This window comes from Lujinxingia vulgaris, from assembly GCF_007997015.1.
Taxonomy (GTDB): Bacteria; Myxococcota_A; Bradymonadia; order Bradymonadales; family Bradymonadaceae; genus Lujinxingia; species Lujinxingia vulgaris.
In genome coordinates this window covers 344,284-365,218 of the sequence record NZ_VOSM01000004.1, presented here as the reverse complement: position 1 = coordinate 365,218, position 20,935 = coordinate 344,284, and the positions used below count along the sequence as shown (strand labels likewise).

Sequence of the window (20,935 nt, the reverse complement as noted above, 5' to 3'; positions counted from 1 at the left end):
GGGTCCCATCATTCGTGGCAGTGAGATGCGAGAGAGCGGACTCTAAACGAAAGGTTACAATACGCGCGCCAAAATACCTAATCGGAGGGAGGAGGAGAATGAGGAAGCTGACGCTGAAGGAGGTGACGAGGCAGGTGAGTCAAAGGGAGGGCGTGGGCAGCGGCGCCGGATTCAAGAGCCGCGCGCGGCATTCCGTAAACGGCGCAGCCCTGCTCGTGCTGAGCGATGGTGAGCGCGCCGCTTTGTCGCATGGCCATCAGCCCGTCGACGCCGTCGCGCCCCATACCGGTGAGGATGATGCCCCATGCGCGTGGCCCGTAGTGTTCGGCCAGCGACGTAAAGAGGTGGTTGGCCGAGGGGCGAAAGCCGCCGATGGGAGGGGCGTCGCTGAGGACAATACGCCCCTGCGATGCTCCCACGTGATAGTGATCCGGGGCGATGTAGACGCGGGAGGGCTCCAGGGGCTCGTCGTGGTGAGCGACGCTGATGCCCAGGCGCGTGTCGTAGCTGAGCCAGCGGATGAAGGGAGTCAGGAAGCCGGCGGTGAAGTGCTGAACGACCAGGATCGGCGTGGGGAAGTCTTCGGGAAGTTCGATGAGGATCTGGTGGAGGGCAGCCGGTCCACCCGAGGATGCCGCGATGCCGATGATGTCCGGGAGAGGGCGTCGCTTCGCTTCGCGAAGCGACGAAGGAGGAGGCTGCGACTGTCGTCTGCGAACGACCTTCACGGTGCTCATGTCATGGAGGGTCAAAAGCAGCTGACGACGCTGGTCTTCACCCAGCTCGTGAAGAGGACCGGGGAGTACGGTCAACGCGCCGGCCCTCAACGCTTCCATGATCTGAGGCCCGGGGGGATCGTCGCAGCGCTGCGTGTTTGCGGCGATGACGATGGGCATCGGCACCTGACTCATGACGTGTGCGACGGTCGTGGTCAGCGGGGCTGTGTCGGGGGTCTCCGCGATGATGAGGAGGTTGGGGTTGGCCCGTTTGAGTCGTGCGAGAAGATCGACTGGCGAGCCCATCTCCAGAATCACTTCCAGGTGGGGATCGGCGTTTAAAAGGTCGAGGAAGTCGCGGCGCTGTCGGGCGTCCGGGAGGAGCAGGGCGACCCGAAGAGGCGGGGGTGAAGGAGGGGTCATGATCGAGGCGCCGCCGGGAGGAAGTCAGAGAGTGTCTGCAACAGAAGCGCCGGGTCGAGGAGGTTTTTGACGATGTAGGCGTCCGCGCCGGCCTCCAGTCCCAGGGCGCGATCTTCGTCGGAGGCGCGGGCGGTGACCAGGATGATGGGAAGCTGTCGCGTGGTCGGGTTATGACGCAGCGCACGGGTGAGCTCAAAACCATCGAGGCGAGGCATCTCGACGTCGCTGATGACGGCCTCAACGCGGGCGGAGTTCAGAAGTTCTAAAGCTTGTTTGCCGTCGCTGGCAACCAGCACTCGCCAGCCGGCGTCTTCGAGCAGACGCTGGTAGAGGGTGCGGGTGGTCACCGAGTCGTCGACGATGAGCACCGCGCGTGTGGGTGCGGGAGAAGTCTGAAGACTGGCCGGCGCGCCAGCGACCCGGGCGAGAAGTTCGGTGGGTTGCAGGAGCAGAGCAACCTCACCGTGGGGAAGTTGGGCGTAGCCGCCCAGAAGTTTCAGGCCGCGCAGGCGTCGTCCCAGGCTTTTGACGACGAGCGTCTGCACGCTGTGCCAGTCCTCAACGATGAGGGCGAGTCGGCCGGAGCTTGAGCGCAGCTCAACAACGCAGAGGTGGGTGGGAGTCTCAGAGGGATCGGGGAGCGAGAGGAGGGAGTTGAGATGAACCAGGCGCGTGCGTTGATCGCCGAGGGTGGTGAAGAGCTTTCCGTCGTGGAGCTCAACGTCGGCGCAATGAATACGATCGAGGGAGGCGATGGCGGTTGTAGGAAGAGCCAGATCCTGGCCGGCCGCGGTGACGACGAGCGCCTCGGTGGTGGCCAGGCTCACGGGCATTTGCAGAAAAAAGGCCGTCCCGGCGTCGGGCTCGGTGCTCAGAGCGATGGTCGCTCGCAGGTGGTTCAAGTGGCTCTGGACAATGTCGAGCCCGACTCCGCGGCCGCTGTGGCTGCTGACTCCCGTGGTGGAGAGGCCGGGAGTAAAGAGCATGGCGACGCGCTCGTCGGCGTTGGTGACTTCGGGAAGTTGGAGTTTGAGGGCTGCAGCTTCGACGGCTTCCCAGTCGATCCCGCGGCCATCATCCCGAAAGGCAATATGAAGATGATCACCCTGAATATGCGCTTCGACGTGAATGGCGGCGCGGGCGGGTTTGCCTGCGGCGACGCGCTCTTCGACGGGCTCGATGCCGTGGACCACCGCGTTGCGAAGCAGCTGCAGGAGCGCGGTGCTCAGCCCTTCGATGATGTCGCGGTCCAGGCGCAGATCGCCCCCGCGGCAGTGCAAGACGAAGTCGCGTTGGGGGAAGGCGCGGCGCAGATCATGAGCCACCCGGGCGAGCACCTCGTAGGTGAGGCTGAGCGGTTGCATGCGCGCAGCTTGAAGGCGCTCGTTGAGATCTTCGACCAGCCGGCTGACGCGGCGGGATTGCTCGTAGAGCGTCGTCGAGATGTCTCGGGCGCGTTCGGGGCGATCGGCAAGCTCGGTGGACAGGCGCTCAAGACGGCGGTGGGTGCTCCAGAGCTCGCCACCGAGCGCCACGAGGCGATCGATCTCCGGAGCACTCAGCCGAACGTGCTGGGGGCCGTCGGCGGCAGACGCACCCAGCGCTCGGAGTACAGCGGAGGGGGGGCGCTCGGACATCGCGGAGGGCACCGTCGCACGATGAAATGCAGAGACCGGACGCGGCTGCGAGGCGTTGTCGGGGGTTGCAGCACGTTCGGGCGCGTCGGCCTCGGCGGAGGGAGGTGCGGGCGGAGCTGCGGCGCCGGCGCCTGTAAAGAGGTCGTCATGGACCGGCTGGCCGGCGGCAAGAAGTTCGGCGGCGTGCTCCAGCGCATCGGAGACAGAGAGGAAGTCGTCGATGAGCGCGGCCGGAAGCTCACTGCGGCTGGCACGGAGCCTGGCGAGCTCGTCTTCAAAGCGGTGACAGGTTCGCTCGATTGCCCGTTCGTCGACTGCGCGAGCAGCTCCTTTCAGGGCGTGGACCGCCCGAAAGAGGATCTGCAACGACTCGTGGCGCGCTGGCTGGTCGAGCTGATCGTAGTCGAGAAGTTCCGCGCGGATGCGGGCCACCTGCTCCTGCAGCTCGCCGATGAAGATGTGGCGCAGGCGGTTGCGAAGCTGGTCGGAGTTCATAGGGTGCGCGCCTCGAGCAGCTCTTCGAGTCGGTCAACCATCTGGGTGAGCTCGCCAAGCGCGCGCTCGGCCTGGCCGCTGGCGGCGAGGTGCTGTTGAACGACGCTTTCGATCGCGCTCATCGCTTCGTTGATCTGGGAGATGCCAATGGCCTGCTGACTGGAGGAGGCGAGGATCTGATTTGCGGCGCGGGCGGTCTCCGAGAGGGTGCGCGAGAGGACGTCGATGGTCTCGCCGGCGCGGTGGGCCGAGGCGATGGTGGTGGTCACGCTCTGGTCGCTGGCCTCGGTGGCTGCAATGGCCTCGCGGGTGGAGGTGTGAATGGTGGCAAGAATGGTCTGGATCTCGTTGGTAGCGCCCTTTGACTGTCGGGCCAGCGCTTTGATTTCGGCGGCGACCACCGAGAAGCCGCGGCCGTGTTCGCCGGCCCGGGCGGCCTCGATCGCCGCGTTGAGGGCCAGGAGGTTGGTCTGTTCGGCGAGCTCGTTGACGGTGGCGGTGATGGTGGCGATCTGGCTGGCGTTCTCAGCCAACTCCACTACCCGGCGTGCGAGCTCTTCAGTGTTGTTGCGCACCAGCTCCATGTGGCGTGTTGTCTCGGCGACGGTGTCCTGGCCTTCTTTGCCGATGGCCTCCGAGCGACGGGCGGCCTCGGCGACGGCGCGGACGCGCTCGGCAGATTGCTCGCTGGTAGCGGTGACCTCGTCGACGGTGGCGACGGTCTGCGAGACCGAGGCCATCTGCTCCAGGGTGCCGGCGTGCTGCTGGGAGCTGGTGGCGAGCAGCTCGGCGGTGGCCGAGCTGAGCTGGCTGGCGAGCTCGCGGATGATGCCCAGAAGTCGGTTGCGCTCGGCCTCTTCCCGGGCCTCAGTGCGTCGATCGTGAAGGACCACCAGGCCGATGCGCTCGCCCTCATGGCGCACCGAGGAGGCCCGCACGTAGACGGGGATGGCGTCGCCGGAGTGAGCCAGGGCCTGGCCTTCCGTCTCGATGGGTTCGTGGGCGCTGGCGCGGGTGATCATCGCGATGGGGGTGGCGTCGAGTTTGAGAAGATCGCCGGCGTAGCGCCCCTCGAGTTGTTCCGGTTCTCGGCCAAAGAGGCGGGCTGCAGCGAGGTTGGCGCCGGTGACCTCACCGGCCTCATTGAGGGTGACGATGGCTTCGGCGGTCGCCTCAAAGATCGCGCTGGCGCGGGCGTGTTCGGTCAACGCGTTCTGGTTGGCCTGATTCTGATCGACGAGAGTCTTGTGAATACGTTGGACCATGGCGTTGAGGGCTTTGCCGAGGATCGAGATCTCGTCGCCCCGTGGATCGTGGGGGGCTCGATGCTCGAAGTCCCCGTTGGCGATCTTTGCGCTGGCGAGCGAGAGGCCACGCAGTCGGCGGGTGGTGTTCACCAGAGACGCCACGGTGATGACGCAGATGCCGCCCCCGACCAACAAGAGGAGGAACATCGTGTTGCGGATATGCTGCAGGCTCTCGTCGGATTGCGCCTCGAACTCTGCGAGTGTCTCCAGGTGTGCCTCGGTGGAGCGGGCCTCAATCACCATCTGGTGGCTCTCCTCGAGCTCGGAGGCCAGGGAGAACATCATAATGACCACGACGATCATCAGCGCGATCATCGCCATCGTCAGAAATGCCAGGCGCGTGGTCAGAGAGCGGAAGGGGGTGGGAGCGAGCTCAAGCTCATCCATGGTGGGTCTCGTCGAGCAGGCGGGCCGAAGTGGCCGTGGTGTCATGAAGGTCGAAAGCAGGATCTTCAAGAATGGCGTCAGCGTCGAGCCAGAGGGTCTCGCCATAGAGGCGCCCCAGAACGAAGGTGCGCTCAAGCTCCCGAGGCAGCGCCTCAAGGTGGTGAGGTTCGGGCTCGGGGGTGCGGGTGTCGGCGTCGACGTCTTCGCAGGCCAGGGCCAGGCGTTGGTCGCCCTCGCCAAGGATCACCGCCCAGGGGAGGTCGCGCACCCCCACCGGTGGAAGCCGCCAGAAGAGGTGAAGATCAAAGACGGGGAGGAGTTCGCCCTGGTCAAAGGTCGCGCCGAGCAGCGAATCGGGAGCCGTGGGGATGCGCAGCAGGCGCTCCAGGCGAATGACGCGAAGCACGCGCCGGGAGCTGAGCGCGTAGCGCTGATCGCCTCGCGAGAAGAGGGTGATCTCGGCGCGCACCGGGCTGACCGCCGGCGGGCGCGACTGTGCGGCGGAGGGACGAGGCGCGCTCGCCAGGTTGAGCAGATGCTCGGCATGGGTCATGCGTCGGCGCAGCTCGGCCCAGCGCTGGTGGGTATCATCCGACATGGTCGCCTCCCGATGAGCTCAGCGAGCGCAGGGCGGCCTCGATTTCTGCGCGAAGTGCTGCAACGGTGCGGCCTTCACCCAACTCGACGAGTTGCTCGTCGGGGCGCGCGCTGCAGCGTTGCTGGAGGGTGGTCAGGGAGATGCGAGCGCGCTCGGGGTTGGCCAGGTGCATCCAGATGCCCGACTGCAGGTGGTGGGCCATCAGGAAGTCTGGCTGCAGGTAGAGCGCGCGTCGGACGGCGCTTAACGCCGCGTTGTCGTCGCGGCTGGCAAGGGCCAGCCGAGCGCGCAGGTAATGGAAATGAGGGTGGTGCGTGAGCAGCGTCTCATAGCGTTGTGCCGCGCTGAGTGCGCTTGCGATATCGAGGTTGGCCAGGGCGCGCAGGTGAAAAAGCGCGACCTCCTCCGTGGGCTCCAACCCGGGCGCTTCGAGCAGCCTCACTGCTCGGGTCCAGTCCCGGGATTCGAAGGCGGCGCGCGCATCGTCAAGCACCGAGGGCGAGGCGGCAAAAGCGGGCGATGCAACCTCGGAGCGTGAGGTAGACGTCAAAGAGGATGTTGGTAATCGGGGCGGCGTGGGCGTTGCGGGGCGCCCTGGCATCGACGCCAACGCGGAACGCGAGCTCACAAACTCGGCGGGGAGGCCAGCCGTGGGCGGGAGCTGCGGCTCGCGCACTTCGTTCTTCGCGGTGAGATGGGCGTACGTCGTCGGCTCAACCTCAGGCTTGCGGTAGAGCAGGCCGCCGGGCGAGGGCAGTACCTCGAAGGGGGCATGCTCAAAGAGCAGTGGATCGGCCGGCGCGCATAAAAGCCAGCCTCCCGGGCGCAGCGCCGCGTAGAGGCGGCGAGTGACCCGTGCGACCGACTCCTTATCGAGATAGATGAGCACATGCCGGCAGAGGATCAGATCGAAATGACCACAGGCGCCCGGGCCCGGCGCTGGCGCATCACTCACCAGGTTATCCTGGGCGAAATGCACCGCGCGACGCAGGTGCTCGGCGACCTCAAACTCCGCGCTCTCATCGGTAAGCAGTGCGCGCAGCGGCTGGCAGGCTCGCCCCCGCAACGCCCAGGGGCGATAGCGCCCCCGACGTCCCACCTCCAGCACCTGCGGGGAGAGGTCGGTGGCCCAGAGCTCGCTGCGATCGAGGAGCCCCTGCTCATCGAGGAGCATCGCCAGTGAGTAGATCTCCTGACCTTCGGAGCAGCCCGCGCTCCAGCAGCGCAGGCGCGCCCCGGGCTCAAGCTCAGCGACAACCCGGGCGCGGATCGCCTCAAAATGCTCGGGGATGCGAAAGAAGTAACTCTCGGAGACGGTCAACGCGTTGTAGAGCGCGTCGAGCAGCGCCGGATCGTGGCGGGCCTGTGTGGCGAGCTCGGTCGGCTCAATCCCGTGTTGGCGAACGAGCTTTCGCAATGCGCGCAGCGCGTGGGTGCGCCGGGCGCGCGGGAAGACCAGCCCGGTGCGCTCCTGAATCCACTCCAGCACAGGCCGCAGCTCACTCAGGGGTACCGGCCTGCCGGTGGAGCTGTCGGCCGAGGCGGGCAGGCCAGGCGCCGGACTCAAGGGTTGTCCTCGTAATAGAAGCGCTTCTCGGTGATCTCCATCACCTCCCAGAGCATCGCGCGAGCGGAGGTATCTGCACCCAGCCCCGTGATGCGCACCTCGCCGTCGATGCGCTCGGTGAAGTAGACGGTCACCAGCACGTTATTCTCCTGACCGGCCAGGTGGGTGGAGGCTCCCACCAGCTCCACGCGGTGGCCCTGGTTAAGGGCCATCAGATCGGTGGGGAGTTCGGGATGCCCGAGCGCGTTGGGACCGTGTTTTTGCAGGTGCGAGCGCAGCGTCTCGAGGATCACGTCGCTCCCGGGTTGCTCTCGAAGCGCCGGGCTGATCAGAGCGTCGAGCGCGGCCAGGTCGTTGTGCTTGACCGCGGCGATAAAGCGGTCGACCGCACGCGTGGCCTCATCGGTCTCCTCATCGGAGCTCTCGACGCTGCTGGAAAGCACCGGATCGTCGCATCCCTCCACCAGATTCATGCGGGCGGTGAGCGTGATCAAAAAACGCTGCTCCGGCATGGTGCCGGTGTTGGTGATATGCTGCTCGCGGGTCGACTGCACCTGGGCAAAGAGCACACGCCCGGCCTCACTGACGACGTAGGTTGCCGCGTAGTTATCGGTGTTGGCAATGGTCACGTGCACAGGCTCCGGCGTGGCCCCCTGGCGTGAGCGCATGTACTCCTTATACGGCCCGGTGGACCATTCCGACGTGAGCAGTGCGGCGCGGGTCTCTCCCAGGTTGAGCCAGCGCTCCAGCCTGACCTCGGCCTGGTGGGTGGTCCCCTGGGGTTGGGGGTGGGTGTAGCCGGCCGGAGGGGTCGCTTTGCCGCGCCGCGCCTCAACTTCGCTGGAACTGCCGCGCTGGTGCAGGCGCGGCGTCCAGGTGGCTTTGCTGCCCGGGGTGGCCTCGGCCGGAAGGGCCGGAAAGAAGATCGTCAGTCCGGGAAACTCCCCCATCGCCGACCACAGCGCGGTGGGGCCGTCATCCTCAATAAGCTGTTGGGCCTGGACCTCCAAAAGGATCGGCGCAAGCGCGTCAGCTGCAATCCCGGGGTGGCGCACCCGCTCCTCTTCGACGTCTTCAAAGCGATCGATGGTGCCGGCGCGCAAGGCCCATCGCTCGTCCTCAACGCTCGCTATGAAGGAGCCTTGTTGGGAGGTCTTCAGATTGAGCGCGCGTCCGTTCGGGCTAAACTCTTCCGGCGCGACGATGGAGGTGTCGGCGATAAACTCGTAGCGAAGCGGACAGCGCTCAAGCGCCCCAATATCATAGCGGGGCGGCTGCGCGGGCGCGTCTTTCAGCTCACTCGGGGTGAGCATCTCGGGCAGCGCTTCGACAAAGGCCCGGGGGGCGAGGTCTTCTGCGGGAGCCTCCGCCGGCGCAGGTACGTTGTCGCGATCGCAGCCGGCACAAAGAGTCGCGGTGGTGAGCGCAAAAATCAGGGGGAGGTGCTGACGCATACATCGTTCCGAGGTCGGGATCGCCGCGCAGAGCGCGGCTATGGGCCATTAGGGATCAGGGCCATCGTAGAGGAGCCCGCCTTCTTTGGCCAGCGAGCCGCCGCTATGTTAGCGTGCCCGTGATTGACACCTCGCCCCCCTCTTTCCAACTCGAACATAACGATTCCCATCGCCCCGGCGTTGGGACTGTGAGGTTAACCATGGTGTGGACGATCTCCGGTGCAGTCCTTCTCTTCTTGCTGCTTGTGGTGGTCTACGACGTGACCCAGCGCAAGCACGCCATCCTGCGAAACTTCCCGATTATCGGGCACTTCCGCTACATGTTGGAGTCGGTGGGGCCGGAACTCCGGCAGTACATCGTGACCAACAACGCCGAGGAGCGACCCTTCTCACGCGATCAGCGTCGCTGGGTCTACGCCTCGGCCAAAAAACAAAACAACTACTTCGGGTTTGGTACCGGCAACGATCTGGAGACCTCGCCGAATTACCTGGTGATCAAGCCTTCGGTGTTTCCCTACCCCGAGCCGCAGCCGGGCGATGAGGATTACGATGAGCTTCACCCCATCGGCTGCGCCAAGGTGCTCGGCGGGGCGCGCGGGCGAGCGAAGGCTTTTCGGCCCAGATCGGTCTTTTATGTCTCGGCGATGAGCTATGGCTCGCTGAGTGGGCCGGCGGTTGAGGCGCTCAACCGCGGCTGCGCTATCTCCGGTGCGCTGCATAACACCGGGGAGGGGGGCATCTCGCCATACCACCAGCACGGCGGCGGGCTGATCTGGCAGCTGGGCACGGGCTACTTCGGCGCGCGCGACCGCGACGGGAACTTCTCGATGGAGGAGCTGCTGGCGCGTCTGGAGAAGCACCCGGTCAAGGCCATTGAGATCAAGCTCAGCCAGGGCGCAAAACCCGGCCGCGGCGGGGTGCTGCCCTCGGAGAAGATCACCGCGGAGATCGCGCAGATTCGCGGCATTCCGATGGGGCAGGACTGCATCAGCCCGGCCAGCCACTCGGCGTTTTCCGATGTGGACGGACTGCTTGATTTTGTGGAATCCATCGCCCAGGCCACCGGCCTGCCGGTGGGCATCAAGTCGGCCGTAGGCGACCTGGGCTTCTGGGAGGAGCTGGCCGATAAGATGGTGCCCGGCGATCGCGGCGTGGACTTCATCGCCATCGACGGCGGGGAGGGCGGCACCGGCGCGGCGCCGCTGGTCTTTGCCGATAACGTGGCGCTTCCATTTAAGCTCGCGTTTTCAAGGGTTTATAAGATCTTCGCCAGCCGTGGCATTCAGGACAATATCGTCTTTATGGGCACCGGTCGGCTGGGCTTCCCCGAGGCCTCCCTGCTGGCCTTTGCGATGGGCGTCGACATGGTGGGCGTGGCCCGAGAGGCGATGCTCTCGATCGGCTGCATCCAGGCGCAGGCCTGCCACACCGGGCGCTGCCCGGCGGGCGTCGCCACGCAGAACCGCTGGCTGATGCGCGGACTCGACCCGACCAACAAGGCCGCGCGTTTGGCCAACTACATGGTCACGTTGCGAAAAGAGGTGATGTGGCTGACGCGGGCGGTGGGCGTGGCGCACCCCTCGGCCGTGACCCTGGATCATTTTGAGATCCTCGACGAGTGTTTCGGTGCGCGCACCGCCCGCGAGATCTTCGGCTACCCCGCGGCCCATATTGAACGCCCCGCGCTGGAGCAGGAGGTGCCCGTGAGTGTGGCCGACGAGTCCGCGGCGCTCGTAGGGCTGGCCGCGGAGTCAAGCGCTGCGGAGCCGGTTGAGGTCGACGTTTGACTTCGCCAGCACCTTCTGATTGAAACGATGGTCGTGCCCCCACGAAGGGGGGCCATCACTCGCTGAGGCCCACCGTGCCTGGCGTACCTGCAGAGTTCGGAAGACGATGTCCAACCCCACCTTCCCACATCCTGGCGAGCCGGCTGCCGGCGGCAGCGGCCACGTCTTCGGCGACCTGATCGCCGACCCTCCTGCGGTAACGAAACGTTAAATTTACAGAAATAACGTATTTTTCCAGCGCCGCAGGAATCCCTTCCTGCGGCCTTTTGATTTCTTGCCAGGTTCGCAGGGATTGCCCTGACGCAAACGAGGTAAGAGATGTTTCGACGACAAGGTGTTGAACAGCGCCGCCGCAGCCTGGCCGAGCGCATTCCACGGGTGGCCAGCCTCTCCTGGCCCATCGTGATCAGCATGCTCTCGTTTACCGCGATGGAGCTGGCCGACACCCTCTTTGTGGGGTGGCTGGGCACCGCGGAGCTGGCGGCGGTAGGGCTTGCGACGACGGCGACTTTTCTGATCAACGGCTTCTTTATGGGCACGCTCCAGGGGGTGAGCGTGGTGGCCTCGCAGGCCAGCGGTTCCGACAATAAGGAGCGCGCGCTGCAGAGCGCCAGCGCCGGGGTGCTGCTGGCGATTCCCTTCGGGCTTGCGGTGGTGGGGCTGAGCCTGCTCGACGTGTGGATCTTCCAGGCGCTGGGCGGGGAGGCGCATGTGCAGGCGATGGCGCGCGAGTATTTTGGGATTCGCGCGCTGGGCGCCGGTCTCTGGTACATCTCGCTGGCCCTGTGCAACTACTACCAGGGCGTGGGCGATACGCGTACGCCGATGAAGATCAACATTCTGGCCAACGCCATCAACATCGTGCTCGACCCGATCTTGATCTTCGGGCTGGGGCCGATTCCGGCCATCGGGGTGCAGGGCGCGGCGATTGCGACCGTGATCGCTCAGGGCGTGGGCCTGGTGGCGGTGCTCTGGCATTTTGCGCGTCACTCCGGGCTGTTGCGCCGGGTGCCGCTGGAGGTGGTGCGCTCGATCGGGCGGCTGGGGCTGCCGATGGGCGTGCATTATGTGCTGGGTATCGGCGGGTTTACGCTCTTCACCGCGCTGCTCGCTCGCCTGGGCACCGTGGAGCTTGCGGCCCACCAGATCGCGCTGAAAGTCGTCAGCGTGAGCTTTTTGCCGGGCAAAGGCATCGGCCAGGCCGCCACGATTATGGCCGGCCAGCACGTGGGCGCCCGGCACTACTCGGAGGTGGCCCGATCCTACCAGGCTGCGCTGGTGCTCACCTGGCTTTTGATGGGGCTCTTCGGGGTGAGCTTTGTGCTCTTCCACGAGTCGATCGTGGGCGTCTTTACCAGTGACGCGGCGACGATCGCGTTGGCCGGTAAGTTGTTGATTGTGGCGGCGATCTTCCAGCTCTTTGACGCCACCGTGATCGTGACCGCGGGCACCCTCAACGGTGCCGGGGACACCCGCTTTACGATGCTCGCCGGGATTGCCGGCTCCTGGTTCTTGCTGGTGCCCTTTGCCTATCTATTTGCCTACGTGTTGGAGCTCGGGGCGGTGGGCGCGTGGATGGCGCTGGTCGTCGAGATGGCGGTGGTGGCCGGTGTGCTGGCGCTGCGTTTTCAGCGCGAGGGCTGGAGGCGCGCGCTGGTCAATCCTCAGGTGCGCCGGCCGTTTCGCGCGCGCCTGCGCCGCCGCGCCGCCTGATCGTTTCAACGCGGTCAGGTGTACGAAGGTCAGGCAGGTGACGCCATCGCGTCGTGGTGGCAACCCGCAACACGACGCCTGAAAAAACCGGCGAGCTTCGGCTCGTCGGTTTTTTTGCGGGTGACTTCGGGCACGGAGAGGTTGTGTATTTATGCGGGTGAGGCGCAACTCCGGGGTGGGGGATTACGCCTCCTTTCGCCGGATGTAGAGGGTCTTCTCGACGCGGGCAACGAGCTCACCGGCCTCGTCGCGGATGTCGATGTGAAAGACCGGCTCGTAGACGCGTTGCTCGTTGAGCGTTTGCCAGACGCGGTCGATGTCATCCTGAGTGAGGCGAAAGTCGGCGTGGACGGTGGAGCGCCCCGGACGTTTGAACTCGATGGTGGCGGCCTTGTCCCAGACGACGACCTCGGGCCCGAGGTTTTTGAGCAGCATCAGCATGTAGAAGGGGTCGACCATCGCGTAGAGCGAGCCGCCAAAGTGGGTGCCCACGTAGTTCTGATTGGAGAGTTTTAGCGGCATGTCCACGCGGATGTGGCGGTAGTCTTCGGAGATGTGGCGCACGCGGATGCCCGCGCCCAGGTAGGGCGGGTAGAAGCGCAGGACCAGGTCGAGGCGCTCCGTCAGGGTGCGGCGCGCGCGTTTGAGCAGGGGGCGGATCATGGCAGGTATTCTCGGTGGCGAGTCGACGTCAGGGAGGAGGGGAGCGCTGCGCAGGGGCCTCAGGTCGGCCGATCGCGCGGCAGGCAGGGGGGGATTGTACCGATTGCTTGACGCCTGAACAGGCGTGCATAGCTTGACTTTCGACAGCGGGAGCGCGTTGAGCGACAGGCTCTGATGCGCTCCCGACCTAATCACCATGATTTGCATGGACACCTCGCTGCAGGAGGGGGGCGTCAGGGTGGCCTTCGACGGGGTCACACGCTAAGGCTGCGCCTTTCTAACCTGACACCGCCCTCGGTGGTGATGTGTCTGCCCATGGAGCAAAAGCGATGCGTATAGAGAAGTTTACGATCAAGTCGCGTGAGGCCCTCTCCGAAGCTCAGGATCGCGCCGCCGAGGCGCAGCACCCCGAGGTTCGCACCATTCACCTGCTCGATGCGCTTCTGGAGCAGGATGAGGGCATCGTCTCTCCCATCATCAGCAAGCTCGGCGCGAGCAGCGACCGGCTGCGCAAAGCGGTGAGCGACGCGCTGGGGCGGATGCCCCGGGTGGAGGGCACGTCACCTTCGGTGTCCAACGCTTTTGGGGAGGTGTTGCGCGTGGCTCAGAAAGAAGCCGACGGCCTTCGCGATGAGTATGTCTCCACCGAGCATCTTCTGCTCGCGTTGAGTGAGGCCAAAGATGACGGCGGTCAGGTGTTACGCTCCGTCGGTGTGACGCGCGATCGGGTGCTGGCGGCGATGACGGAGGTGCGCGGGAATCAGCGCGTTACCGACGTCAACCCGGAGAACAAATACCAGGCGCTGGAGAAGTACACCCGCGACCTCACCGCGATGGCCGAGAGCGGCAAGCTCGACCCGGTGATCGGCCGCGACGAGGAGATCCGCCGCGCGCTGCAGGTCTTGAGCCGACGCACCAAGAACAACCCGGTGCTCATCGGTGAGCCCGGCGTCGGTAAAACTGCCATCGCCGAGGGCATCGCCCAGCGCATCACCTCGGGCGATGTGCCTGAGAGCCTTAAAAACAAGCGCGTGGTCTCGCTGGATCTGGGCTCGCTTATCGCCGGGGCGAAGTTCCGCGGGGAGTTCGAAGATCGTCTCAAAGCGGTGTTGCAGGAGATCGACCAGGCCGCCGGTGAGATTGTGCTCTTTATCGATGAGCTGCACACGCTCGTGGGCGCGGGCGCATCGGAGGGGTCGATGGACGCCTCCAACATGCTCAAGCCGGCGCTGGCGCGCGGGGAGCTGCGTTGCATCGGCGCCACAACCATCTCGGAGTACCGCAAGTACATCGAGAAGGATGCGGCGCTGGAGCGTCGTTTCCAGCCCATCCAGGTCGATGAGCCCACGGTCGAAGACAGCGTCACCATTCTGCGCGGGCTCAAGGAGCGCTACGAGGTGCACCACGGCATCCGCATCTCGGACGCGGCGCTGGTGGCTGCAGCCCAGCTCAGCCACCGCTACGTCACCGACCGCTTCTTGCCGGATAAGGCCATCGATCTTGTCGATGAGGCCGCCGCCGGCGTGAAGATGCAGCTGGAGAGCCTGCCCGAAGAGATCGACCGCCTGGAGCGCCGCATTACCTCGATGGAGATCGAGCGCCAGGCGCTCAAGCGCGAGGACGATGCCGCCAGCAAACAACGTCTCGAAGAGGTCGATGGCGAGATCGCCGAGCTGCGCGAGAAGGCCAGCGGCATGAAAGCCACCTGGATGCGCGAGAAGGAGGTCATTCAGAAAGCCCGCGACTTCAAGCAGCGCCTCGAAGATCTGCGGGTGGAGTACGAGCAGGCCGAACGCGGCGGTGATCTGGGGCGTGCGGCGGAGATCCGCTTCGGCACCATTCCCGCCATCGAGAAGGAGCTGGAGGCCACTCATGAGGAGCTCGCCGAGCTTCAGCAGAGCGGCAGTTTCCTGCGCGAAGAGGTCACCGATGAGGATGTCGCGCAGATCGTAAGCCGCTGGACGGGCATCCCCGTGCAGAAGATGCTCGAGAGTGAGCAGCGCAAACTTCTCACGATGGAAGATCGCCTGCACGAGCGGGTCGTCGGCCAGCATCAGGCCGTCGAGGCGGTCAGCGACGCGGTGCGACGCGCGCGCAGCGGACTTCAAGATCCGCAGCGCCCCATCGGCTCGTTCATCTTCCTGGGCCCGACGGGTGTGGGTAAGACCGAGCTTGCGCGCTCGCTGGCAGCCTTCCTCTTCGACGACGAACAGAACATGGTGCGCCTGGACATGAGCGAGTTCATGGAACGCCACGCTGTCGCTCGCCTCATCGGCGCCCCTCCGGGCTATGTGGGCTACGATGAGGGCGGTTATCTGACCGAGCATGTGCGTCGGCGTCCCTACACCGTGGTGCTCTTCGATGAGATCGAAAAGGCCCACCCGGACGTCTTCAACATCCTCCTGCAGATCCTCGATGAGGGGCGTCTGACCGACGGCAAAGGTCGCACGGTCGACTTCACCAACACCGTCATCATCATGACCTCCAACGTGGGCAGCCACCACATCCAGGAGTACGGCCAAGACGAGCCGAATCGCGCTGAAGCGCTGGTGATGGAGGAGATGCGCGAGATGTTTAAGCCGGAGTTTCTCAACCGGGTGGACGACATCATCCTCTTCCAGTCGCTGACGCGTAAGGAGATGGACCACATCGTCAACATTCAGCTCGGGCGTCTGCGCAAACTTCTCGAAGATCGCGGCTTCGGACTGCACGTGAGCTCGGAGGCGATGACGCTGCTGGCGGATCGGGGCTTTGATCCGGTCTACGGTGCGCGTCCGCTCAAGCGGGTGGTGCAGAAGGATGTGCAGAACGCGCTGGCCAAGGAGCTTCTGGCCGGGCGCTTTGCCCCTGGTGAGACGATCGCTGTGGGCGTGGACGATGGCGAGCTGACCTTTGGGGTTGCCGGCGCGCCGGGGGCTCAGGCCTCGGTGCATTGACTCCCATGCGTAGCGCCTCCGAGCCTGGAGGTGCGGCGCGCGAAGGTTGGCTCTGAAGCCTGCGGCCAGGCTTCGAAATCATGACGTCGAAGAAGACGCGGTCGTATAAAGCGGCCGCGTCTTTTGTGTTCGACTTCAGCGTGCTTTGCATCTGCGATCTTGCGTCGTGGCGAGGGGGGCGTGTTAAGCAGGTGGGGAGAGGGCTTCGGGCCTGCGGGCAGCTGGCGAGTGCGACAATACGATTGAGGGTGTGATGGTGGTGGAGAGCAAAACGAGCGGGAGTGAAGAGCTCCTTGAGTACCGCGCGCGGCGAGTGTGGGGGGCTGAGGGGTGGACGGAGCGAAGCTCGGTGTGGGTGCGCGGCGGGGAGGTCGTGGCGGTGGGGGCGCTGGCCGAGCGCCCGCCGCGCTACCGCACCATCGATCTCGGAGAGGTGGCGCTTGTGCCGGGGCAGGTCAACGCGCATAGCCACGCCTTCCAGCGGGTGATGCGCGGGCTGGCCGAGCGCCGCGATCCGGCGCGCTCCGACGACGACTTCTGGACCTGGCGCGAGGCGATGTACGGGGTGGCGTTGAGCCTCTCGGCCGAGGAGGTTGAGGCGGCTGCGCGGCTGGCGTTCTGGGAGATGGCGCGCGCGGGCATCACCCATGTTGGGGAGTTTCATTATGTGCATCATCGCCCCGAGGGTGCGCCTTACGACGATCCCAACGAACTTGCGCATCGGGTGATTGCGGCCGCCCAGGCGGTGGGCATTCGCATCACGTTGTTGCGGGTGGCCTACCACAGCGGGGATATCGGCCAGGTGGCTAAGCCGCGTCAGCGGCGTTTTATTGAGCCGGATGTGGAGACGTATCTTGGGCGGCTCGCTGCGCTCGAGGATCGCTGGGGTAAGACGCCGGGGGTGAGCCTGGGCTCGGCGCCGCATAGCATTCGGGCGGTCGATCGGAGCTGGGTGGAGGCGATCTCCGAGTTCTGTGCGGCGCGCCAGATGGTGATTCACACCCACGTCTGCGAGCAGCCCGCCGAAATCGCCGCCTCGCAGCGCGCCTATGGCATGGGGCCGGTCGAGGCCTTGCACGCGTGGGTGGGGCTCAACCCGAGCTGGACGCTCGTGCATGGCACCCATATGAGCGAGCGGGAGCTTGCGATCGCCGCTGAGACTCTGCCCACGATCTGTGCCTGCCCGACCACCGAGCGTAACCTGGGCGACGGCTTTTTGCCGGCGCGCGAGCTCATCAAAGCCGGTGTGCCCATCGCGCTGGGGAGCGACAGCCACACGGTCATCGACCCCTGGGAGGAGATGCGCCTTGTGGAGTACCACGAGCGCCTGCGCGCGCAGGCCCGAAACGTGCTGCCGGCCTATGACCCCAACGGCCGCACCGAGAGCGCGGCGGTGCTCTGGGAGATGGGCACGGTGGGCGGGGCGCGCGCGCTCGGCCAGGGCTTAAGCGGTCGCATTGAGGAGGGGCAGCCGGCCGACTTTGTGGCGCTCGATCTTCAGGATCCCACGCTCTGGGGAGCCTCGGCCGCAACCTTGTTGGACCACATCGTTTTGAGTATGAGTGCCAGCGCGGTGCGCCACAGCGTGGTGGCCGGCCGGTTGATTATTGAGGACCGTCGCCACGTGAATGAAGATGCGCTGCTGGCCGGCGCGCGCGAGCTGATGGCGAGGCGCGCTGCCGGTGATTTCGCCCGATAGAATGTGCCGCGCGCAGGATGGCTGCGCGCCGCAATGATGCCCGAATTTCCCCTGTGGAGACCTCCCGATGTCGAACTGGCCCGAGCTTTGGAAAGATCTCACCCTGGCGGTGATCGACGTGGAGACCACCGGCCTCGATCCGCAGACCGATCGCGTCACCGAGGTGGGCATTATTCGTTTTGAGGGCGGCGAGGTCGTGGAGACCTACGGCAAGCTCGTCAACCCGGGCTGCCCCATCCCCGAAGAATCCACGCGCATCACCGGCATCAAAGACGAAGACGTCAAAGACGCGCCCCGCTTTGAGGAGATCGCCTCCGAGGTCCATGAGCGTCTCCAGGGCGTGGGCATCGTGGCCTACAACCTGGCGTTCGACCGCAGCTTTATTCGCAATGAGCTGGAGCGTTGCGGTCTGAGCTGGCCGGAGGAGTCCCCCACGCTCGACCCGCTGATCTTTGCGCGGCAGTTTTTCAAAAACCACCCGCGTAAAAACCTGGGCGCGATCTGCAAACTTCTGGGCATTCCGCTCGAAGAGGCCCACCGCGCCACCCACGACGCCACGGTGACCGGGCATGTGCTCTACGCCTTTGCCGATCGGCTGCCCGAGCAGCTCGACGCGCTCCTGATGCTGCAGGCGCAGTGGGAGCAGCAGCAGGCCGCCGAGATGAGCGGCTGGCGAGGCCGGGGGCGCAGCGGCGGCGACTTTGAGTCTCTGGGTGATGCGCTGGGCGGGGCGACCATCGGGCTGGGACCGGCCTACATCTACGGCGACGAGGCCGACCCGCTTCGCGCCCTCTACATGAGCGTGCCCGAGGCCAATGACTGAGACCGGCGCAACATCCCTGACGTTGGACGCGCAGCTGGAACGCGATGAGGTCTATGTGCCTCGAAGTCGCACGTTCTGGCGAGCTCTGGACTATCTGTGGGGCTACATCCCCTCCTACCGCGACAGCCGCGCGGGGCGTCAACGTGCCCGTCAGGTGAAGGTGGGGCTGGCGGTGCTGGGCGTGCTGGCGATGATCTTTGGGGGCTCCGCCGGTCCGATCATCCTGGGGGCTCTGGCCGCTGCACTGGCGATCGTGGCGCCGGTTCGCGAGTTGAAAAAGCGCAGCGTTCATAACAGGTTAAGGGCGCGTGCGGCCGATCGGAAGCGGCCGGTGAGCCGCCCGGGTAAGGTGGTCTTTGACGGGCGGCGCGTCGAGCTGCACGACGAGAGCGCGATGCTGCGTCGGGTGCTCGTGGACCGACCGGGGCGAGAGCTTGTGTTTCGGGTTCATGGCGAAAAGATCTGTGCCGGGATGCGGCCGCGCTCGGGAAAAAAACGCGACGCGATCTGGGTGTGCGCCAGCGGTCTTCGTGCCGAAGATGTGCCGGTGGCCTACGCCGGCGGGCTGGCCGACTTGAGCGAGCAGGAGGTCGACGTGCCGGCCAACGTAAGCGCCGGAGACTGGCGTCGACTGATCGAAACTCTGGGTGAGGTGATTCAATGAGCAGCGCGGTGGAGCGATTTCTGGAGCCCGGGGGGCTGCTCGATCAGAAGCTTGAGCGCTATGAGTTTCGCCCTCAGCAGGTGCAGATGGCCCGGATGGTGGCCGACGCGCTGGAGGGGCGTCATGCGGCGATCGTGGAGGCGGCCACCGGCACGGGCAAAACGCTGGCGTACCTGATCCCGGCGTTGCTCTCGAAGCGCCGCGTGGTGGTGAGCACCGGCACCAAGGCGCTGCAGGAGCAGCTCTTTTTTAAAGACATCCCCTTTCTTCAAGAACATCTGCCGCGCTCCTTTAAGGCGGTGTTGCTCAAGGGGCGTCGCAACTACCTGTGCAAACATCGTTTTGAGGAGATGGAGCGCAAGCCGGCGTTTCGCTCCGCCGAAGACGTGCGCATGTGGCCGGTGATCCGCAGCTGGGCGGGCAAAACGCGCACCGGTGACCGCGCCGAGATCGAGGGGCTTCCGGATAACTACCCCACCTGGCAGGAGCTCTCGGTGGGCTCGGAGGCCTGCCTGGGCACCAAATGCCCCTTTTACGATGAGTGCTTCGTCAACCGGGTGCGCGAGGATGCGCAGGAAGCCGACGTCATCGTGGTCAACCACCACCTCTTCTTCGCGGATCTTGCGCTGCGCCAGACGGGCTTTGCCGAGATCTTGCCCTCCTATGACGCGGTGGTCTTCGATGAGGCCCACCACCTGGAGAACGTGGCCACCGAGTACTTCGGGCTGCAGGTCTCGAACTTCCGTTTCTGGGAGCTCTCCGGCGATGTGGAGCGGGCCATGGAGAGCGACGAGGTCAGCGTGGAGGCCTCGGCCGACGTGCTGGAGGCGACCAAATACATGGTCAAGGTCGCCGGCCAGCTCTTCGATCGCCTGCTCGGCGTGCTGCGCGAGGGGCGCCACGGGCTCGACGTGCTCGACGATATCCCGGAGCGCCCCGCCATCGATGAGGCGCTGGCCGAGGTCTACGATTCGCTCGATGATCTGGGCGGTGCGATCCGCGCGGTGAGCGCGCTGGGGGAGTCGGGCCAGCGTCTGGCGCAGCGGGCCAGCGAGCTGAGCTTTGAGCTCAAGCAGGTCATGAACTGCGACAACGCCCGCTACGCCTACATCGTGGAGCGGCGCGACCGCGGGGTGTTTTTGCAGGCAGCGCCTATCGATCTGGCCGGATTGATGCGCCGCAAGCTCCTCGACACCCACGACGCGCTGGTCTTCACCTCGGCGACGTTGGCCACCGGCGGCAACTTCGAGTTCTTTAAGCGTCGCATGGGCATGCTCGGCTTTGAGCGCGAGGAGGGCCCCTCGGTCAAGCCGGTCAAGGTTGAAGAGCTGATCCTGGAGCCGGTCTTCGACTACGAGAATCAGTGCGTGCTCTACGTGCCCAACAAGCTTCCGGCCCCCAACGATCCGAAGTTCTGCGATAACGTGGCGCTGATCGTCGACTACCTGCTCAAGATCACCGAGGGTCGCGCCTTTGTGCTCTTTACGAGCTACATGAATATGAACGCGGTCTACGAGCTGCTGGTCGATACGATCGACTTCCCGGTGCTTTTGCAGGGGCAGGCCAGCAAGCGCGAGATTCTGGAGAAGTTCCGGGCGACTCCCAACGCGGTGCTCTTCGCCACGAGCTCCTTCTGGGAGGGGGTCGACGTGGAGGGCGAGGCGCTGAGCATGGTGATCATCGACAAGCTGCCCTTTGCCAATCCCTCTGACCCGTTGACGCGCGCGCGCCTCAACCTGGTTGATGAGCGTGGCGGCAACAGCTTTGCGCAGATCTCGTTGCCTTCGGCGGCCATTACGCTCAAGCAGGGGTTTGGGCGCCTGATTCGCTCGAAGAGCGATGTGGGGGTGGTGGCCATTCTGGACTCGCGCGTGGCGCATAAGAGCTACGGGCGCTACTTCCTCAACAGCCTGCCGCCGGCCCCGGTGGTGTGGTCGGCGCCGGCGGTCAAGCGCTGGTGGTATCAGCGTCACCCCGATGCGCTCAGCACCGAGAGTTAGGCCCGGGGCATCTTTTGCGCTCAACGCCTCAATCTGGGAGGATTTTCAACGAAGCGCAGGACGACT

14 protein-coding genes are annotated in these 20,935 nt (G+C 65.3%); 7 read left to right on the top strand and 7 right to left on the bottom strand.

What is annotated here, in order from left to right; all coding sequences use genetic code 11:
• Positions 1 to 77: 77 nt before the first annotated feature.
• The 6 genes from FRC98_RS10720 to FRC98_RS10695 are packed head-to-tail and all read right to left on the bottom strand — an operon-like array spanning position 78 to position 8,584.
• Positions 78 to 1,139, bottom strand: coding sequence for a chemotaxis protein CheB (locus FRC98_RS10720; protein WP_146981409.1), 1,062 nt, complete (start codon positions 1,137 to 1,139; stop codon positions 78 to 80).
• Positions 1,136 to 3,271: a hybrid sensor histidine kinase/response regulator gene (locus FRC98_RS10715; protein ID WP_146981408.1), complete on the bottom strand. Its 2,136-nt coding sequence runs from the start codon at positions 3,269 to 3,271 to the stop codon at positions 1,136 to 1,138. The genes FRC98_RS10720 and FRC98_RS10715 overlap by 4 nt, the downstream gene beginning before the upstream one ends.
• Complete coding sequence (locus tag FRC98_RS10710; protein ID WP_230467504.1) at positions 3,268 to 4,965, bottom strand: methyl-accepting chemotaxis protein; 1,698 nt, start codon at positions 4,963 to 4,965, stop codon at positions 3,268 to 3,270. The genes FRC98_RS10715 and FRC98_RS10710 overlap by 4 nt, the downstream gene beginning before the upstream one ends.
• Entirely contained in the window at positions 4,958 to 5,563 is a 606-nt protein-coding gene (locus FRC98_RS10705; RefSeq protein WP_146981406.1) for a chemotaxis protein CheW, read from the bottom strand. Before FRC98_RS10705 ends, FRC98_RS10710 begins: the two co-directional genes overlap by 8 nt.
• Positions 5,553 to 7,130 carry a CheR family methyltransferase gene (locus FRC98_RS10700; protein WP_230467503.1) on the bottom strand — a complete coding sequence of 526 codons (1,578 nt, stop codon included), beginning with the start codon at positions 7,128 to 7,130 and terminating at the stop codon, positions 5,553 to 5,555. The genes FRC98_RS10705 and FRC98_RS10700 overlap by 11 nt, the downstream gene beginning before the upstream one ends.
• Complete coding sequence (locus tag FRC98_RS10695) at positions 7,127 to 8,584, bottom strand: hypothetical protein (protein WP_146981404.1); 1,458 nt, start codon at positions 8,582 to 8,584, stop codon at positions 7,127 to 7,129. Before FRC98_RS10695 ends, FRC98_RS10700 begins: the two co-directional genes overlap by 4 nt.
• Positions 8,585 to 8,784: 200 nt before the next feature.
• On the opposite strand from FRC98_RS10695, the gene FRC98_RS10690 reads away from it, so the two are divergent.
• Together FRC98_RS10690 and FRC98_RS10685 are read left to right on the top strand one after the other, a co-directional pair.
• Positions 8,785 to 10,371 (top strand): FMN-binding glutamate synthase family protein, encoded by a 1,587-nt coding sequence (locus FRC98_RS10690; RefSeq protein ID WP_146981403.1) that lies wholly within the window; start codon positions 8,785 to 8,787, stop codon positions 10,369 to 10,371.
• A gap of 318 nt (positions 10,372 to 10,689) precedes the next feature.
• Complete coding sequence (locus FRC98_RS10685; RefSeq protein WP_146981402.1) at positions 10,690 to 12,084, top strand: MATE family efflux transporter; 1,395 nt, start codon at positions 10,690 to 10,692, stop codon at positions 12,082 to 12,084.
• A gap of 183 nt (positions 12,085 to 12,267) precedes the next feature.
• On the opposite strand, the gene FRC98_RS10680 is transcribed toward FRC98_RS10685, so the two are convergent.
• Positions 12,268 to 12,747, bottom strand: coding sequence for a DUF4442 domain-containing protein (locus FRC98_RS10680; protein WP_146981401.1), 480 nt, complete (start codon positions 12,745 to 12,747; stop codon positions 12,268 to 12,270).
• Between the two features lie 329 nt (positions 12,748 to 13,076).
• Here FRC98_RS10680 and clpB point away from each other — a divergent pair, with 329 nt between their 5' ends.
• From clpB to yoaA, 5 genes are all read left to right on the top strand, one after another.
• Positions 13,077 to 15,683, top strand: coding sequence for an ATP-dependent chaperone ClpB (gene clpB / locus FRC98_RS10675; protein WP_146981400.1), 2,607 nt, complete (start codon positions 13,077 to 13,079; stop codon positions 15,681 to 15,683).
• Between the two features lie 253 nt (positions 15,684 to 15,936).
• The gene (locus FRC98_RS10670) at positions 15,937 to 17,382 is read left to right on the top strand and encodes a formimidoylglutamate deiminase (RefSeq protein WP_146981399.1); all 1,446 of its coding nucleotides are present in this window, start codon (positions 15,937 to 15,939) and stop codon (positions 17,380 to 17,382) included.
• A 67-nt stretch (positions 17,383 to 17,449) separates the two neighbouring features.
• A complete protein-coding gene (locus FRC98_RS10665; protein ID WP_146981398.1) occupies positions 17,450 to 18,205 on the top strand; it encodes a 3'-5' exonuclease in 756 nt (251 codons plus the stop codon).
• Positions 18,198 to 18,869 carry a hypothetical protein gene (locus FRC98_RS10660; RefSeq protein WP_146981397.1) on the top strand — a complete coding sequence of 224 codons (672 nt, stop codon included), beginning with the start codon at positions 18,198 to 18,200 and terminating at the stop codon, positions 18,867 to 18,869. The genes FRC98_RS10665 and FRC98_RS10660 overlap by 8 nt, the downstream gene beginning before the upstream one ends.
• Positions 18,866 to 20,869, top strand: a complete 2,004-nt coding sequence (gene yoaA / locus FRC98_RS10655; protein WP_146981396.1) for a DNA repair helicase YoaA — start codon at positions 18,866 to 18,868, stop codon at positions 20,867 to 20,869. The genes FRC98_RS10660 and yoaA overlap by 4 nt, the downstream gene beginning before the upstream one ends.
• The last annotated feature ends 66 nt before the right edge of the window (positions 20,870 to 20,935 follow it).

Bases quoted from the DNA above. Each gene is read 5' to 3' on its own strand.
- FRC98_RS10665 (WP_146981398.1), top strand. From the start codon at position 17,450: ATGTCGAACTGGCCCGAGCTTTGGAAAGATCTCACCCTGGCGGTGATC.
- FRC98_RS10670 (WP_146981399.1), top strand. From the start codon at position 15,937: ATGGTGGTGGAGAGCAAAACGAGCGGGAGTGAAGAGCTCCTTGAGTAC.
- FRC98_RS10685 (WP_146981402.1), top strand. From the start codon at position 10,690: ATGTTTCGACGACAAGGTGTTGAACAGCGCCGCCGCAGCCTGGCCGAG.
- FRC98_RS10660 (WP_146981397.1), top strand. From the start codon at position 18,198: ATGACTGAGACCGGCGCAACATCCCTGACGTTGGACGCGCAGCTGGAA.
- FRC98_RS10720 (WP_146981409.1), bottom strand. From the start codon at position 1,139: ATGACCCCTCCTTCACCCCCGCCTCTTCGGGTCGCCCTGCTCCTCCCG.
- clpB (WP_146981400.1), top strand. From the start codon at position 13,077: ATGCGTATAGAGAAGTTTACGATCAAGTCGCGTGAGGCCCTCTCCGAA.
- FRC98_RS10695 (WP_146981404.1), bottom strand. From the start codon at position 8,584: ATGCGTCAGCACCTCCCCCTGATTTTTGCGCTCACCACCGCGACTCTT.
- FRC98_RS10705 (WP_146981406.1), bottom strand. From the start codon at position 5,563: ATGTCGGATGATACCCACCAGCGCTGGGCCGAGCTGCGCCGACGCATG.
- FRC98_RS10680 (WP_146981401.1), bottom strand. From the start codon at position 12,747: ATGATCCGCCCCCTGCTCAAACGCGCGCGCCGCACCCTGACGGAGCGC.
- yoaA (WP_146981396.1), top strand. From the start codon at position 18,866: ATGAGCAGCGCGGTGGAGCGATTTCTGGAGCCCGGGGGGCTGCTCGAT.
- FRC98_RS10690 (WP_146981403.1), top strand. From the start codon at position 8,785: ATGGTGTGGACGATCTCCGGTGCAGTCCTTCTCTTCTTGCTGCTTGTG.
- FRC98_RS10715 (WP_146981408.1), bottom strand. From the start codon at position 3,271: ATGAACTCCGACCAGCTTCGCAACCGCCTGCGCCACATCTTCATCGGC.
- FRC98_RS10710 (WP_230467504.1), bottom strand. From the start codon at position 4,965: ATGGATGAGCTTGAGCTCGCTCCCACCCCCTTCCGCTCTCTGACCACG.